Raw genomic sequence first — 15,015 nt, 5'->3', positions numbered from 1 at the left:
CAATATGCGCCCCATGTCATAAAGTTAAAGGCTTATTTTTAAAGCCAGGGGCAGCGTATGGTAACCCTTTCGCGACTTTTTATTCATCCCGTCAAATCGATGCGGGGAATTGGCCTGAGCCACGCTTATGCAGACATCAGCGGGCTGGCCTTCGATCGTATATTTATGGTGACGGAAACCGATGGCACCTTTATCACCGCTCGTCAGTTCCCGCAAATGGTCAAGTTTACTCCCGCGCCGCTCCATGATGGTCTGCATCTGACCGCTCCGGACGGCAGTAGCGCGATCGTGCGCTTCAGCGATTTCTCCGTGCAGCAGGAGCCGACCGAAGTCTGGGGCAACCATTTTACCGCCCTGATTGCCCCGGCCGGGGTGAACCAGTGGCTAAGCGGTTTTTTCAACCGCAGCGTTCAGCTGCGCTGGCTGGGGCCAGAGCTTAGCCGTCGGGTAAAACGTCACGATGCCGTCCCCCTCTCCTTTGCCGACGGCTTTCCCTATCTGCTGGCCAATGAGGCCTCGCTGCGGGACCTGCAAAATCGCTGTCCGGCCAGCGTAAGCATAGAACAATTTCGCCCGAATCTGCTGGTGACCGGCGCGGCCGCCTGGGAGGAAGATACCTGGAAAGTGGTGCGTATTGGCGAGGTCGTTTTTGATGTCGCGAAACCCTGCAGCCGCTGCGTGTTGACAACCGTCAGCGCGGAACGTGGGCAAAAGCACCCTGGCGGTGAGCCATTAACCACCCTACAGGGATTCCGCACGGCGCTGGATAATGGCGATGTTGATTTTGGCCAGAATTTGATCGCGCGAAATAGCGGCACGATCCGCGTCGGCGATGAGTTAGAAGTGCTGGCCCGCGGCCCGGCGAAGGCCTACGGCGCCGGGGAAAGCGACAATTCGCTGGCGCCTGAGACTCAGCAGAACGCAACGGTGGAAATTGAGTGGCAGGGACTGAGCTTTACCGGTAATAATCAGCAGATCTTGCTGGAGCAGCTGGAACAGCAGGGAATTCGCATTCCTTACTCCTGCCGGGCAGGGATTTGCGGCAGCTGTCGCATCCGTCTGGAAGAAGGGGAAGTCAGCGCGCTGAAGAAAAATGCGGTCGCCGCCGATGGCACCATTTTGTGCTGCAGCTGCGTACCGAAAACCGCGGTAAGGCTGGCGCCTTAAACCGCCTGGCCCAGGCTGTAGCTGGCGACGGCGGTCGCTGGCTGCAGTCGGTCGTTCATAATTTTAATCACGTCCCCCAACTGCATCACTCGCCCGGCAAGCGTCAGTCCCGGCTGCGCTAGCAGGCACAGCGCAGCGTTTTCGCCGGGCTCAACCACCAGCAGATTAACCTGCTGACCGGTATCGCTCAGCCATGCGCTAGCGGCATCACCGGTACCGGGCTGCCAGCTCTGTTGATGAGTAGTGAAATGCCAGCTTTTCGGCATCTGCGGCTTAAGGAAACGAATGGCGACCAGCGCATTGAGCACTAATTCAGCGCGCTGTTCTTTGGATAATTCAAGGTCGCGGCATTTTTCTTCAAATGAAAAATAGAGTGCGGCGTCATCAACGCAAAATCCGGAAGGGGCGAAGGCATCTGGCGTCAGCATCCGGCGGGGAAAACGGGATCGGAATAACATACCATTAGCCAGATCGAGCATCATGCGGTCATGCTCTTCATCGTAATACCAGCGCCAGTTATCGTCAGGTTTAATCCGCATTTCTACCCCCGTCCTCTTTCACATCCATCTGCAATAAACAGCAAAACTGCTACAGAATATTTCAAAAATTAAGAAAAGACTAAAATGTCTAAATAAGCAACAATGAAGGAATATAAAACAACCAGGGCTATAAATAAAGCCCTGGTGGAGTATCAGAAGGGGAAAAGATTAGATATGGGTAACAATTTCTTTAATCAGCGGCGGACCTTTAAAAATAAATCCGGAATAAATCTGCACCAGAGTCGCACCGGCGGCTATCTTTTCACGAGCGGCAATCACTGAGTCAATACCGCCGACGCCGATAATTGGCAGACGGCCATTTAATTCCTCAGATAGCATACGGATGATTTCGGTACTTTTCAGCTGCAGCGGACGCCCGCTAAGCCCACCGGTTTCATCGCAATGTTTCATTCCCTGCACCAGTGAACGATCCAAAGTGGTATTGGTGGCAATGACCCCATCGATATTATGTCGGACTAAACTGTCCGCAACCTGGATCAATTCCTCGACGGAAAGATCCGGAGCGATCTTTACTGCCAGCGGAACATATTTTTGATGTTTTTCCTGGAGTTCACGCTGCTTATTTTTAATACCAGAGAGCAGATCGTCGAGAGCTTCTCCGTATTGTAACGTACGCAAGCCCGGAGTATTCGGCGAGGAGATATTAATGGCGATATATCCGGCGTAAGCGTAGATTTTTTCCATACAAATCAGGTAATCATCTTTGCCTTGCTCTACCGGGGTATCTTTATTCTTACCGATATTAATCCCCAGAATGCCGTCAAAATGCGCTTTTTTTACGTTCTCTACCAGGTTATCCACGCCATGGTTATTAAAGCCCATGCGGTTGATCAAACCTTCGGCATCAACCAGGCGGAAGATCCTTGGCTTATCGTTGCCCGGCTGCGGACGAGGCGTTACGGTACCAATTTCAATGGAACCAAAGCCCATTGCGCCAAGGGCATCGATGCATTCGCCGTTTTTGTCCAGCCCGGCGGCCAGGCCCAGCGGGTTCTTGAATGTGAGTCCCATGCAGGTCACCGGCTTAGCCGGCACCTTCTGGCGAACCAACATTTCCAGCGGGGTACCCGAAACACGGCGTAATTGTTGAAAAGTGACTTCATGAGCGCGCTCAGGATCGAGCTGAAAAAGGGCTTTACGAACGAAGGGGTAGTACATGAACTCTCCTGGATTCCCGGTGTGCAAACCGGGGGCGTATTATGTGCGATCCACCCCGGAAAGGGAATTGACCTACGACAAAAAATCTTATCTCCGACGCAAACGTTTACTTTTCCCCCTTCGTTATGCGCTTTCTGACAATCCAACGCCGGATAAATCATTTAGGGAAAGATAAGCGCTCTGTCACACTGCGGCTAAATGTTATCAATTATAGATAAATGAAAATATTTGGTTATAAGGAGAGAATATGCGAGTCATAACACTTGCGGGTAGCCCGCGTTACCCTTCCCGCTCCAGCGCACTCCTGGAATACGCCAGAGAGACCCTCTCCGCGGCGGATATCGAGGTTTGCCACTGGCACCTGCAGAATTTTGCCCCGGAAGACCTGCTCTATGCTCGCTTCGATAACCCCGCTCTTCACGCGCTTAATGAACAGCTTGCCGGCGCGGACGGGCTGATTATTGCCACGCCGGTCTATAAGGCTTCTTTTTCAGGCGCACTCAAGACGCTGCTTGATCTGCTGCCGGAACGCGCGCTGGAAGGCAAAATCGTTCTGCCGCTGGCTACCGGCGGGACCATCGCGCATATGCTGGCGGTGGATTACGCCTTAAAACCGGTACTCAATGCGCTGAAAGCTCAGGAGATCCTCCACGGCGTTTTTGCTGACGATAGCCAGGTCACGGATTATCAGCATAAACCGCAGTTTACGCCGAATCTGCAGGGTCGCCTCGACCTGGCGCTGGAAACTTTCTGGCAGGCGCTGCATCGCCCCAGCAGCCGCGCGCCGGCGCTGAAAACCTTACAGCGGGTTGAGCACGTTTAACGACCAGCGTATTACCCTTAACAGGGCAATACGCTAGCGAATAAGGAATACTCCATGGCGACGCTTTCGCAAAAATTTCTCATCCGCATAGCTCCCTGGCTTTTACCGGTGGGCAGCGTGATTATTTGGCAATTCGCCTCCTCCATCGGCTGGCTTTCCACCCGGATTTTACCGTCGCCGGAAGGCGTGCTCAAAGCCTTCTGGACGCTCTCCGCCAGCGGCGAACTATGGCAGCATCTGGCCATTAGCTCGTGGCGGGCACTTATTGGTTTCAGTATCGGCGGCTCCATTGGTCTGGTTCTCGGGCTTATCAGCGGCCTCTCGCGCTGGGGAGAACGCCTGCTGGATACCTCTATTCAGATGCTACGTAACGTGCCGCACCTCGCCCTGATTCCACTGGTCATTTTATGGTTTGGCATTGATGAAAGCGCCAAAATTTTCCTCGTGGCGCTGGGGACGATGTTCCCGATTTATATCAACACCTGGCACGGCATCCGCAACATTGACCGAGGGCTGGTAGAGATGGCTCGCAGCTATGGCTTATCGGGCTTTGCGCTGTTCCGTCACGTGATCCTGCCCGGCGCCCTGCCCTCAATTATGGTCGGTATCCGCTTTGCGCTCGGCCTGATGTGGTTAACGCTGATTGTTGCGGAAACCATTTCTGCTAACGCCGGTATTGGCTATCTGGCAATGAACGCTCGCGAATTTCTGCAGACCGATGTCGTAGTCGTCGCCATTATTCTTTACGCTATTCTCGGCAAACTGGCCGATTTCAGCGCACAGCTCCTTGAACGCGTCTGGCTGCGCTGGAATCCGGCTTATCACCTTCAGGAGGCCAGCGCATGACAACCGCGCGTCTTAATCCCGGAATTCCGCTGCTGTTAAACGGCGTAAGCAAGCGTTACGGCAGCAAGACGATTCTGAATGAACTCGATCTGCATATCCCCACCGGGCAATTCGTCGCGGTGGTCGGTCGCAGCGGCGGCGGTAAAAGTACGCTGCTGCGGCTGCTGGCTGGGCTGGAAAAGCCCAACGGCGGCCAGCTGCTGGCGGGCTCGACGCCGCTGGCACAAATCCAGGACGATACCCGGATGATGTTCCAGGATGCCCGCCTGCTGCCGTGGAAAACGGTGATCGACAACGTCGGACTGGGGCTGAAAGGCCAGTGGCGTGAGGCGGCGCTTAATGCCCTGGCGAGCGTTGGCCTTGAAGACCGCGCCGGTGAATGGCCTGCAGCGCTTTCCGGCGGGCAAAAGCAGCGCGTAGCGCTGGCACGTGCGTTAATTCATCGTCCTGGATTATTGCTGCTTGATGAGCCGCTCGGCGCACTCGACGCGCTGACTCGTCTGGAAATGCAGGATCTGATCGTTTCTCTGTGGCAGGATCATGGCTTTACCGTCCTGCTGGTCACCCACGACGTCAGCGAGGCGGTGGCGATGGCCGATCGCGTATTGCTGATAGAAGAGGGAAAAATAGGTCTGGATCTGCTGGTGGACATCCCCCGTCCGCGGCGCACCGGCTCGGCGAAGCTGGCCGAACTGGAAGCGGAAGTGCTGCATCGGGTGATGCAGCGCGGCAAGAATGAATCCTCACCACGCTTAGTGAGTCACGGTTAACGACTGCGGCGTTCCCCCGCTCGCGCAGCGCGAGCGGGGCGACAGGTTTGGACTCGCGCTGGCGTTATGCCAGCGCTTTACTGATTTTCTCGAACAGATCCCCGGAAAGATTCTCCAGACCTTTCAGCTGCTCAAGCGCCCCGCGCATCAGCGCCTGACGCTTGTTATCATAGCGTTTCAGACGAATCAGCGGTTCAATCAGACGCGACGCAACCTGTGGATTACGGCTGTTCAGTTCAGTGAGCATTTCCACCAGGAACTGATAGCCGCTGCCGTCTTCGGCATGGAACGCCGCCGGGTTGCTGCCGGCAAAAGCGCCGATTAGAGAACGGACGCGGTTCGGGTTACTCATGCTGAACGAACGATGATTCAGCAGGCCGCGAACCGTCTGCAGGACGTTATCGGCCGGGCTAGTTGACTGCAGGATAAACCATTTATCCATCACCAGGCCGTCCTGATGCCATTTATCATCATACTCCTGCATCAATGCATCACGGCACGGCAGCTGGGCAGCGACTGCCGCCGCCAGCGCCGCCAGCGCGTCGGTCATGTTGTCCGCATGGTGATACTGCGCGCTAACCAGTTTATCCGCCAGCTCCGCGTCGCCAAACGCCAGATAGCGCAGGCAGGTGTTACGCAGAGAACGCTTGCCGATATCGGCATGCTCAACGCGGTAGCTGTCAAGCTTGTTGGCGTTGTAAATCACCAGGAACTCGTCTGCCAGCTCTTTCGCCAGCGTACGGGTCAGCGCTTCACGCACCGCGGCGATAGCTAGCGGATCGATAATCGCAAACAGCTCAGCAATTTCATTCGCCGAAGGCAGCGTCAGGATTTCCGCCGCCAGCGCCGGATCGATCTTCTCATCCAGCAGGATGGCGCGGAAAGCATCGGCTACGTGGATCGGCAGCGACAGCGGTTGCCCCTGCTGGTGGCGGTTAACGTTGAGTTTGATATAGGTTGCCAGCAGGCTCTGCGCCGCGTCCCAGCGGGAAAAATCATTACGCGCGTGGCGCATCAGGAAAGTCAGCTGCTGATCGCTCCATTTGTACTCCAGCTTCACCGGGGCAGAGAACTCGCATAGCAGCGCCGGTACCGGCTGGAAGTAGACATTATCGAAAACAAAAGTCTGCTCCGCCTGGGTCACGTTCAGCACATGATGCACCGGGTGACCGCCCTTCTGCAGCGGGATGACTTTGCCTTCGTTGTCGTAGAGTTCGATATCGAACGGAATATGCAACGGCAGCTTCTCAGCCTGCTCAGCGGTCGGCGGCGTGCGCTGGCTGATGGTCAGCGTGTACTGCTCCGTTTCTGGATTGTAGTCATCATGGACGGTAACGATCGGCGTCCCGGACTGACTATACCAGCGGCGGAAGTGGGATAGATCAACGTTCGAAGCGTCTTCCATCGCCTGGACAAAATCATCGCAGGTCGCGGCGCTGCCGTCATGGCGTTCAAAGTACAGCTGCATTCCTTTCTGGAAATTCTCTTCGCCCAGCAGCGTATGCAGCATGCGGATCACCTCAGCGCCCTTCTCATACACCGTCAGGGTGTAGAAGTTGTTCATCTCGATAACCTTATCCGGCCGAATCGGATGCGCCATCGGGCTGGCATCTTCGGCGAACTGCAGACCGCGCATAGTACGCACGTTATTGATGCGGTTGACCGCACGTGAGCCGAGATCGGAACTGAACTCCTGATCGCGGAAAACGGTCAGGCCTTCTTTCAGGCTGAGCTGGAACCAGTCGCGACAGGTTACGCGGTTACCCGTCCAGTTATGGAAATATTCGTGGCCAATGACGCGCTCGATATCCAGATAGTCTTTATCGGTCGCGGTATCGGTGCGCGCCAGCACGTATTTAGAGTTAAAGACGTTAAGCCCTTTGTTCTCCATGGCGCCCATGTTGAAGAAGTCAACGGCGACAATCATATAGATATCAAGATCGTACTCGAGGCCAAAGCGGGTTTCGTCCCACTTCATTGAGTTTTGCAGCGAAGTCATCGCCCATGGAGCGCGATCGAGGTTGCCGCGGTCTACATACAGCTCCAGCGCAACCTCACGTCCCGAACGAGTTTTGAAAGTATCGCGCAGGACGTCGAAATCACCGGCCACCAGCGCAAACAGGTAGCACGGTTTGGGGAACGGATCCTGCCACTGAACCCAGTGGCGACCATTCTCCAGCTCCCCCTGGGCTACGCGGTTACCGTTGGAGAGCAGGAACGGGTATTTGGCCTTGTCGGCGATAATTTTGGTAGTGAAGCGCGCCAGCACGTCCGGACGGTCAAGGTACCAGGTAATATGGCGAAAACCTTCCGCTTCGCATTGGGTACACAGCGCTTCGCCGGACTGATACAGCCCTTCCAGCGCGGTATTAGCCGCCGGGCTGATTTCGTTGACGATAGTGAGGGTGAAATGTTCCGGCAATCCGCCGATCGCCAGCTGGTTATTTTCTTCCTTATAGTCGCTCCACGGCTGACCATTAACCAGCAGAGAAACCAACGTCAGGTCTTCGCCATCCAGACGCAATGGCACATCAGACGCAGCCGCGTGGCGGGAGACCTTGCTCTCAGCCGTAACAACGGTTTTCGCGGCATCCAGGTCAAAGGTCAAATCGATATCGCTAATCAGATACTCCGGCGCACGATAGTCGTGGCGGTATTTGGCTTGGGGCTGTTGTGTCATAAAAAACCTTTAGCATGTCCTGTAAAGTGTCGACTCAGTCTATTCCTGTTGCACAAATCTCGCTATGCAGAATCTTCATCTTTTCAATGCTAAACATGAAAATTGCTACATTCTGATAACACAAGAGGCACGAAATGCGCTCGACCAGGCGCAAAGCTTGTGGTGTGATGCGTGTTCAATATATTAAACTAGGCCTCGCAAATGACCGTTAGCGTCGCCATCAGCCGTCGCCGCGGGACAGAGTCGGGTATTACAGGTATACTCCGCCTCCTTTTACCGCTTTGGTTTTGATGGAAACGCTCCAGTGAGAGGATGCTACTGCGCACCATGACCCAATTCACTTCTCCTGTACTGCATTCGCTGCTTGATACGGATGCCTACAAGCTGCATATGCAGCAGGCTGTCTTCCACCGCTACAATGATGTGCAGGTTGCGGCGGAGTTCCGCTGCCGCGGGGACGATCTGCTCGGCATCTACGCCGATGCGATTCGCGAGCAGGTTGAGACGATGCGCGACCTGAGGCTGCAGGACGATGAATATCACTGGTTGTCGAGCCTGCCCTTCTTTGCGCCAGATTATCTCGACTGGCTACGCGGCTTCCGCTACGATCCGCGCCAGGTTACCGTCACTAATGACAACGGTAAGCTGAATATTCGCCTGTCCGGGCCATGGCTTGAAGTCATCATGTGGGAGGTTCCGCTGCTGGCGGTGATAAGCGAGCTGGTGCACCACTACCGCTCGCCGGAAATCACCGTGACGACAGCGCTGAATACCCTTGAACATAAGCTGTCCGACTTTAACCGTCTCACCGCTGATGTCGATATGTCCGGCTTCCGCCTGATGGATTTCGGTACTCGCCGCCGCTTCTCACGCGAGGTGCAGCAGGCCATTGTTCAGCGTCTGCAGCAGGAGCCGTGGTTCACCGGCACCAGCAACTACGATCTGGCGCGTCGGCTTAACCTGACGCCAATGGGAACCCAGGCGCACGAATGGTTCCAGGCGCACCAGCAGATCAGCCCGAACCTGGCCAGCAGCCAGCGCGCGGCCCTCGCGGCCTGGCTGGAAGAGTATCCCGATCGGTTAGGTATCGCACTGACTGACTGCATCACGATGGACGCTTTCCTGCGCGATTTCGGGCCGGAATTTGCAACCCGCTATCAGGGGCTGCGCCACGACTCCGGCGACCCGGTAGAATGGGGCGAGAAGGCTATTGCCCATTACAAGAAGCTGGGCATCGATCCGCTGAGCAAAGTGCTGGTATTTTCTGATAATCTCGACCTGGCGAAAGCGGTCGATCTTTATCGCCACTTCTCCTCACGGGTCAATCTGAGCTTCGGTATCGGCACACGTTTAACCTGCGATATTCCCCAGGTTAAGCCGCTGAATATTGTTATTAAGCTGGTGGAGTGCAACGGCAAGCCGGTAGCGAAACTTTCCGATAGCCCGGGTAAAACGATTTGCCACGATAAAGCCTTCGTGCGTGCCCTGCGTAAAGCCTTCGATCTGCCGCCGGTCAAAAAAGCCAGCTAACACTGTGCGAAAAAATGCGTCCGTAAAACCGGACGCATTTTTATTATCGTCCCCTTTCCGCTCAGAAAAGTGTTTCATATTCACCGCCCTGTTTTCATTGCGAAATGCCCTGCGCGGGATAAAGGCAATGCTCAAAACTCTCTTAATATCAGGCTCTCCCGTCGTAAAGGAGACAATCTCCTTATTTATTTCCTAAAACACCCCTTTCTTGCGCGAAATCTACTTGTCTGATGGAAGATGACAGGTAACATAGATATCCCCCTGTCGAAGGGGTATACAGATTTTTCTATTGGACTAACAAGAGAGACTATTATGAGCGTTGTGCCTGTAGCCGACGTACTCCAGGGCCGCGTTGCCGTTGACAGCGAAGTCACCGTGCGCGGATGGGTGCGTACCCGCCGAGATTCTAAAGCTGGCTTTTCTTTCCTCGCCGTCTATGACGGTTCCTGCTTTGATCCTGTACAGGCCGTTATTAGTAATTCTCTTCCCAATTACAATCAGGAAGTGCTGCGCCTGACCACCGGCTGTTCAGTCATCGTGACCGGTAAAGTCGTGGAATCCCAGGGTCAGGGCCAGAGCTTTGAGATTCAGGCCAGTCATGTTGAAGTAAGCGGCTGGGTAGACGATCCGGAAACTTATCCGATGGCGGCTAAACGCCATAGCATTGAATACCTGCGTGAAGTTGCCCACCTGCGCCCGCGCACCAACCTGATTGGCGCCGTGGCGCGCGTTCGCCATACCCTGGCGCAGGCGCTGCACCGCTTCTTTGACGAACAGGGTTTCTTCTGGGTTTCTACCCCGCTGATTACCGCTTCTGATACCGAAGGCGCGGGCGAGATGTTCCGCGTTTCCACGTTGGATCTGGAAAACCTGCCGCGCAACGATCAGGGCAAAGTCGATTTCGATAAGGACTTCTTTGGTAAAGAGTCATTCCTGACGGTTTCTGGCCAGCTGAACGGCGAAACCTACGCCTGCGCGCTATCCAAAATCTACACCTTCGGTCCAACCTTCCGTGCGGAAAACTCCAACACCACCCGCCACCTGGCAGAGTTCTGGATGCTGGAGCCGGAAGTCGCCTTTGCTAATCTGAACGATGTGGCAGGTCTGGCGGAAGCGATGCTGAAGTACGTTTTCAAAGCCGTTCTGGAAGAGCGGGCAGATGACATGCAGTTCTTTGCCGAACGCGTTGATAAAGATGCGATCGATCGTCTGCAACGTTTCGTTTCCGCGGATTTCGCCCAGGTGGATTATACTGACGCGGTCACCATTCTGGAAAATTGCGGTAAGCAGTTCGAAAACCCGGTGTACTGGGGCGTGGATCTCTCCTCCGAGCACGAACGCTATCTGGCGGAAGAGCATTTTAAAGCGCCGGTAGTCGTAAAAAACTACCCGAAAGAGATCAAGGCGTTCTATATGCGCCTTAACGAAGACGGGAAGACCGTCGCCGCAATGGACGTTCTGGCGCCGGGTATCGGTGAAATTATCGGCGGCTCCCAGCGTGAAGAACGCCTGGACGTACTTGACGCGCGCATGGCGGAAATGGGTCTTAATAAAGAAGACTACTGGTGGTACCGCGACCTGCGCCGTTACGGCACCGTGCCGCACTCCGGTTTTGGTCTGGGCTTCGAGCGTCTGATTGCCTACGTGACCGGCGTACAGAACGTTCGTGACGTCATTCCGTTCCCGCGCACTCCACGTAACGCCACATTCTGATTTTTTTGTTATCTCACGCAAAGGTCGGCGCAAGCCGGCCTTTTTTTATGTCAATTTACGTTAACGAATTTCAGGAAATTTAAACATCAACCCGCGAAATTCATAAATATGTTACGCACTATTTCGCTCATACCTAAAGTTACAAATCGCACTTAATGCCCAAAAATCGTCAAACCTGCTGATTATATTGCTCACTATTTAACCAACCACCGCACATCTTGCAACGACAAGATCTGAATAAAAAAAAAGCAAAAAGCAGCTGTAAAATGCGCAACCCCTCTGTTATCTAAATTAATCATAATTAATTCATATAGATATATAAAGAGAGCTGATTTTGTCAGCGAACAGGGACGGAATGTTGATAGAGTTCACAAAGTTCCCAAAAATACACATTTAGTTACATAGAATTTCCTTTTGTTACTCATATGAGATATTGGTAGCATTTTCAGGCTAGCGAAACGTTGTTCTGAATGGAAAGATGCCTCCAGACACCAAACTATCATCAATAGTTCCGTAAATTTTTATTGACGAAACGTATTGGCGGCAGTGGCAAGTGTTCATAAAAAAATATAAATGAGGGTAATAAATAATGATGAAGCGCAAAATTCTGGCAGCGGTAATTCCTGCCCTGCTGGTAGCCGGTGCAGCTAACGCTGCAGAAATCTATAACAAAAACGGCAATAAACTCGACTTTTACGGAAAAATGGTTGGCGAGCACGTCTGGACCACTAACGGTGACACCAGCAGCGACGACACCACCTACGCCCGTATCGGCCTGAAAGGCGAAACCCAGATCAACGATCAGCTGACCGGTTACGGCCAGTGGGAATACAACATGGATGCGTCCAACGTTGAAGGCTCCCAGACCACGAAAACCCGTCTGGCTTTCGCTGGCTTAAAAGCCGGTGAATACGGTTCATTCGACTACGGTCGTAACTACGGCGCCATCTACGACGTTGAAGCGGCGACCGATATGCTGGTTGAATGGGGCGGCGACGGCTGGACCAACACCGACAACTTCATGACCGCGCGTACCAACGGCGTTGCGACCTACCGTAACTCTGATTTCTTCGGTCTGGTTGATGGCCTGAGCTTTGCGCTGCAGTACCAGGGTAAAAACAAAGAACGCGCTGTGAAGAAACAAAACGGCGACGGCTTCAGCACAGCGGCTACCTACGCGTTTGATAACGGTGTAGCGCTGTCCGCTGGTTATGCTAACTCCAGCCGCAGCGGCGACCAGAAAGCAGACCGTCAGGGCGAAAAAGCTGAAGCATGGGCAACCTCCGCTAAGTATGATGCGAACAACATCTACGCTGCAGTCATGTACTCTCAGACCTACAACATGACTCCGGAAAACGAAGGCAACTATTTCGCTAACAAAACTCAGAACTTTGAAGCCGTTGTTCAGTATCAGTTCGACTTCGGCCTGCGTCCGTCCATCGGCTACGTACAGACTAAAGGTAAAGACCTGCGCTCCCGCGCTGGCTTCTCCGGCGGCGATGCTGACCTGGTTAAATACGTCGAAGTGGGTACCTGGTACTACTTCAACAAAAACATGAACGTCTACGCTGCGTATAAATTCAACCAGCTGGACGACAACGACTACACCCGTGCTGCGAAAGTCGCGACCGACGATCAGGCAGCGGTTGGTATCGTTTACCAGTTCTAATTTGCAGTACACCCCTTCGTGATATGCCTAAAAAGCAGGACTTCGGTCCTGCTTTTCTGCGTTCCTGAGAGGAAGATCGTAACTTTTAAAAACCTTCTCGCTTTTTGTCGCAAACGGTTGGCAATTAACATAACTCCCGTTAACCTGATAGCGGATTTCCCTTCAGTAATCACAATGGAACCTCGTCATGTTTGAGAACATTACCGCCGCCCCTGCCGACCCAATTCTGGGCCTGGCCGATCTGTTTCGTGCCGATGACCGCCCAACAAAAATTAATCTTGGAATTGGTGTTTATAAAGATGAAACGGGTAAAACACCGGTCCTGACTAGCGTGAAGAAAGCAGAACAGTATCTGCTGGAAAATGAAACCACCAAAAATTACCTGGGTATTGATGGTATTCCAGAGTTTGGTCGCTGTACTCAGGAGCTGCTGTTTGGGAAAGGCAGCGCGATTATCAATGATAAACGCGCTCGTACCGCCCAGACTCCCGGTGGTACAGGCGGCCTGCGCGTCGCCGCTGATTTTCTGGCGAAGAATACCGACGTTAAACGTATTTGGGTGAGCAACCCAAGCTGGCCGAACCATAAAAGCGTATTCAATTCAGCCGGACTCGACGTTCGCGAATATACCTACTACGATGCCGCAAACCACAAACTCGACTTCGATGGACTGCTGGCCAGCCTGAACGAAGCGCAGGCCGGTGACGTGGTTCTGTTCCACGGCTGCTGCCACAACCCAACCGGTATCGATCCAACGCTGGAACAGTGGCAACAGCTGGCGCAGCTCTCCGTAGAGAAAGGCTGGCTGCCGCTGTTTGACTTTGCCTACCAGGGCTTTGCCCGGGGCCTGGAAGAGGACGCTGAAGGCCTGCGCGCTTTCGCCGCGCTGCATAAAGAGCTGCTGGTAGCCAGTTCCTACTCGAAAAACTTCGGCCTGTATAACGAACGCGTAGGCGCCTGCACGCTGGTTGCCGCTGACCAGGAAACGGTAGACCGCGCCTTCAGCCAGATGAAGTCCGTTATCCGCGCAAACTACTCTAACCCGCCGGCTCACGGCGCCTCGGTAGTGGCGACCATTCTCAGCAATGACGCGCTGCGCGCCATCTGGGAACAAGAGTTAACCGACATGCGCCAACGCATCCAGCGCATGCGTCTGCTGTTCGTTAATACCCTGCAGGAAAAAGGCGCCAGCCGCGATTTCTCTTTCATCATTCAGCAAAACGGGATGTTCTCGTTTAGCGGCCTGACCAAAGAGCAGGTCCTGCGGTTACGCGAAGAGTTTGCGATTTACGCCGTGGCATCCGGGCGTATTAACGTCGCGGGCATGACGCCAGACAATATGGCGCCGCTGTGCGAAGCGATTGTTGCCGTACTGTAAGCCCGCTCTGTAGCAAAAGCAAAAGGCCGCATTCGCGGCCTTTTCATCTATTTTCTTCCGGCAAATTTACCAGACAGGCATCTCATCCTGCAGGAATGGGTTATGCAGACGCTCATACCCAAGCGTCGACATAGGGCCATGGCCAGGAATAAACGATACGTCATCGCCCAACGGCAAGAGTTTGCGTTTAATCGCATCGATCAGCTGGCTATGGTCGCCACGAGGGAAATCGCTACGCCCCACCCCACCTTTGAATATGACATCGCCAGAAATCAGCAGTCGGGAAGCGGCATCGAAGAAGACCACGTGCCCTGGAGTATGACCGGGACAGTGCAACACCTGCAGAGAGACGTTCCCCACGCTGACTACATCGCCTTCGTTCAACCAGCGATCCGGCTGAAGCGGCTGGCAATCTTCCAGACCAAACATCCGGCTCTGTGCCGGTAATCCTTCCAGCCAGAACTCATCTTCTTTTTCCGGCCCGATAATCGGCACGCCATAATGTTGCGCCAGCTCCGCCGCCGCACCAACGTGATCGAGATGGCCATGCGTCAGCAGAATTTGCATCAGGCTGACGCCTGCCGCGGTGACTTCCTGTTTGATTCGCTCAGCATCACCGCCGGGATCCACCAGCGCCGCCAGCCTGGTTTGTTCGCACCAGATTAAAGAACAGTTCTGCGCGAACGCGGTAACCGGAATAATACGATAGTTCATGAGGCTC

At 54.1% G+C, this 15,015-nt stretch carries 12 protein-coding genes; 8 read left to right on the top strand and 4 right to left on the bottom strand.

Translation table 11 applies throughout. The features are described 5' to 3' along the window. The first annotated feature begins 57 nt into the window (after positions 1-57). Positions 58-1,167, top strand: a complete 1,110-nt coding sequence (locus ABLV75_RS26170; protein ID WP_016808052.1) for a YcbX family protein — start codon at positions 58-60, stop codon at positions 1,165-1,167. Here the strand turns inward: ABLV75_RS26170 and zapC are convergent. Beyond that, the gene (zapC, locus tag ABLV75_RS26165) at positions 1,164-1,706 is read right to left on the bottom strand and encodes a cell division protein ZapC (RefSeq protein ID WP_004100747.1); all 543 of its coding nucleotides are present in this window, start codon (positions 1,704-1,706) and stop codon (positions 1,164-1,166) included. The two genes, ABLV75_RS26170 and zapC, sit on opposite strands and share 4 nt — an antisense overlap. 168 nt (positions 1,707-1,874) lie before the next feature. Then, a complete protein-coding gene (gene pyrD / locus ABLV75_RS26160) occupies positions 1,875-2,885 on the bottom strand; it encodes a quinone-dependent dihydroorotate dehydrogenase (protein WP_004100745.1) in 1,011 nt (336 codons plus the stop codon). Positions 2,886-3,132: 247 nt separating this feature from the next. Between pyrD and ssuE the strand changes: the two genes are divergently transcribed. Genes ssuE through ssuB form a run of 3 tightly spaced genes read left to right on the top strand, consistent with a single transcriptional unit; the run spans position 3,133 to position 5,324 of the window. Further along, positions 3,133-3,708 (top strand): NADPH-dependent FMN reductase, encoded by a 576-nt coding sequence (gene ssuE, locus ABLV75_RS26155; RefSeq protein ID WP_004100743.1) that lies wholly within the window; start codon positions 3,133-3,135, stop codon positions 3,706-3,708. 54 nt (positions 3,709-3,762) lie between these two features. Continuing rightward, on the top strand, positions 3,763-4,554 hold the full coding sequence (ssuC, locus tag ABLV75_RS26150) for an aliphatic sulfonate ABC transporter permease SsuC (protein WP_004100742.1): 792 nt from the start codon (positions 3,763-3,765) through the stop codon (positions 4,552-4,554). Continuing rightward, on the top strand, positions 4,551-5,324 hold the full coding sequence (ssuB, locus tag ABLV75_RS26145) for an aliphatic sulfonates ABC transporter ATP-binding protein (protein ID WP_004100741.1): 774 nt from the start codon (positions 4,551-4,553) through the stop codon (positions 5,322-5,324). The genes ssuC and ssuB overlap by 4 nt, the downstream gene beginning before the upstream one ends. 64 nt (positions 5,325-5,388) lie before the next feature. On the opposite strand, the gene pepN is transcribed toward ssuB, so the two are convergent. Continuing rightward, a complete protein-coding gene (pepN, locus tag ABLV75_RS26140) occupies positions 5,389-8,004 on the bottom strand; it encodes an aminopeptidase N (protein ID WP_004100740.1) in 2,616 nt (871 codons plus the stop codon). A gap of 327 nt (positions 8,005-8,331) precedes the next feature. Between pepN and pncB the strand changes: the two genes are divergently transcribed. From pncB to ABLV75_RS26120, 4 genes are all read left to right on the top strand, one after another. Continuing rightward, the gene (gene pncB, locus ABLV75_RS26135; protein ID WP_004100738.1) at positions 8,332-9,534 is read left to right on the top strand and encodes a nicotinate phosphoribosyltransferase; all 1,203 of its coding nucleotides are present in this window, start codon (positions 8,332-8,334) and stop codon (positions 9,532-9,534) included. 312 nt (positions 9,535-9,846) lie between these two features. Next, a complete protein-coding gene (asnS, locus tag ABLV75_RS26130; RefSeq protein ID WP_004100736.1) occupies positions 9,847-11,247 on the top strand; it encodes an asparagine--tRNA ligase in 1,401 nt (466 codons plus the stop codon). A 589-nt stretch (positions 11,248-11,836) separates the two neighbouring features. Further along, positions 11,837-12,916, top strand: coding sequence for a porin (locus tag ABLV75_RS26125; RefSeq protein WP_004100735.1), 1,080 nt, complete (start codon positions 11,837-11,839; stop codon positions 12,914-12,916). Positions 12,917-13,103: 187 nt separating this feature from the next. Next, complete coding sequence (locus ABLV75_RS26120) at positions 13,104-14,294, top strand: amino acid aminotransferase (RefSeq protein ID WP_004100734.1); 1,191 nt, start codon at positions 13,104-13,106, stop codon at positions 14,292-14,294. A gap of 66 nt (positions 14,295-14,360) precedes the next feature. Here the strand turns inward: ABLV75_RS26120 and ABLV75_RS26115 are convergent, their stop codons facing one another. Next, positions 14,361-15,008, bottom strand: a complete 648-nt coding sequence (locus ABLV75_RS26115; RefSeq protein WP_004100733.1) for an MBL fold metallo-hydrolase — start codon at positions 15,006-15,008, stop codon at positions 14,361-14,363. Between the last annotated feature and the right edge of the window lie 7 nt (positions 15,009-15,015).

It is taken from the genome of Klebsiella sp. CN_Kp066 (genome assembly GCF_040065135.1).
Classification (GTDB): domain Bacteria; phylum Pseudomonadota; class Gammaproteobacteria; order Enterobacterales; family Enterobacteriaceae; genus Klebsiella; species Klebsiella oxytoca.
Note: the sequence above shows the minus strand (reverse complement) of the source record. Positions and strands in the feature narration are given on the sequence as shown.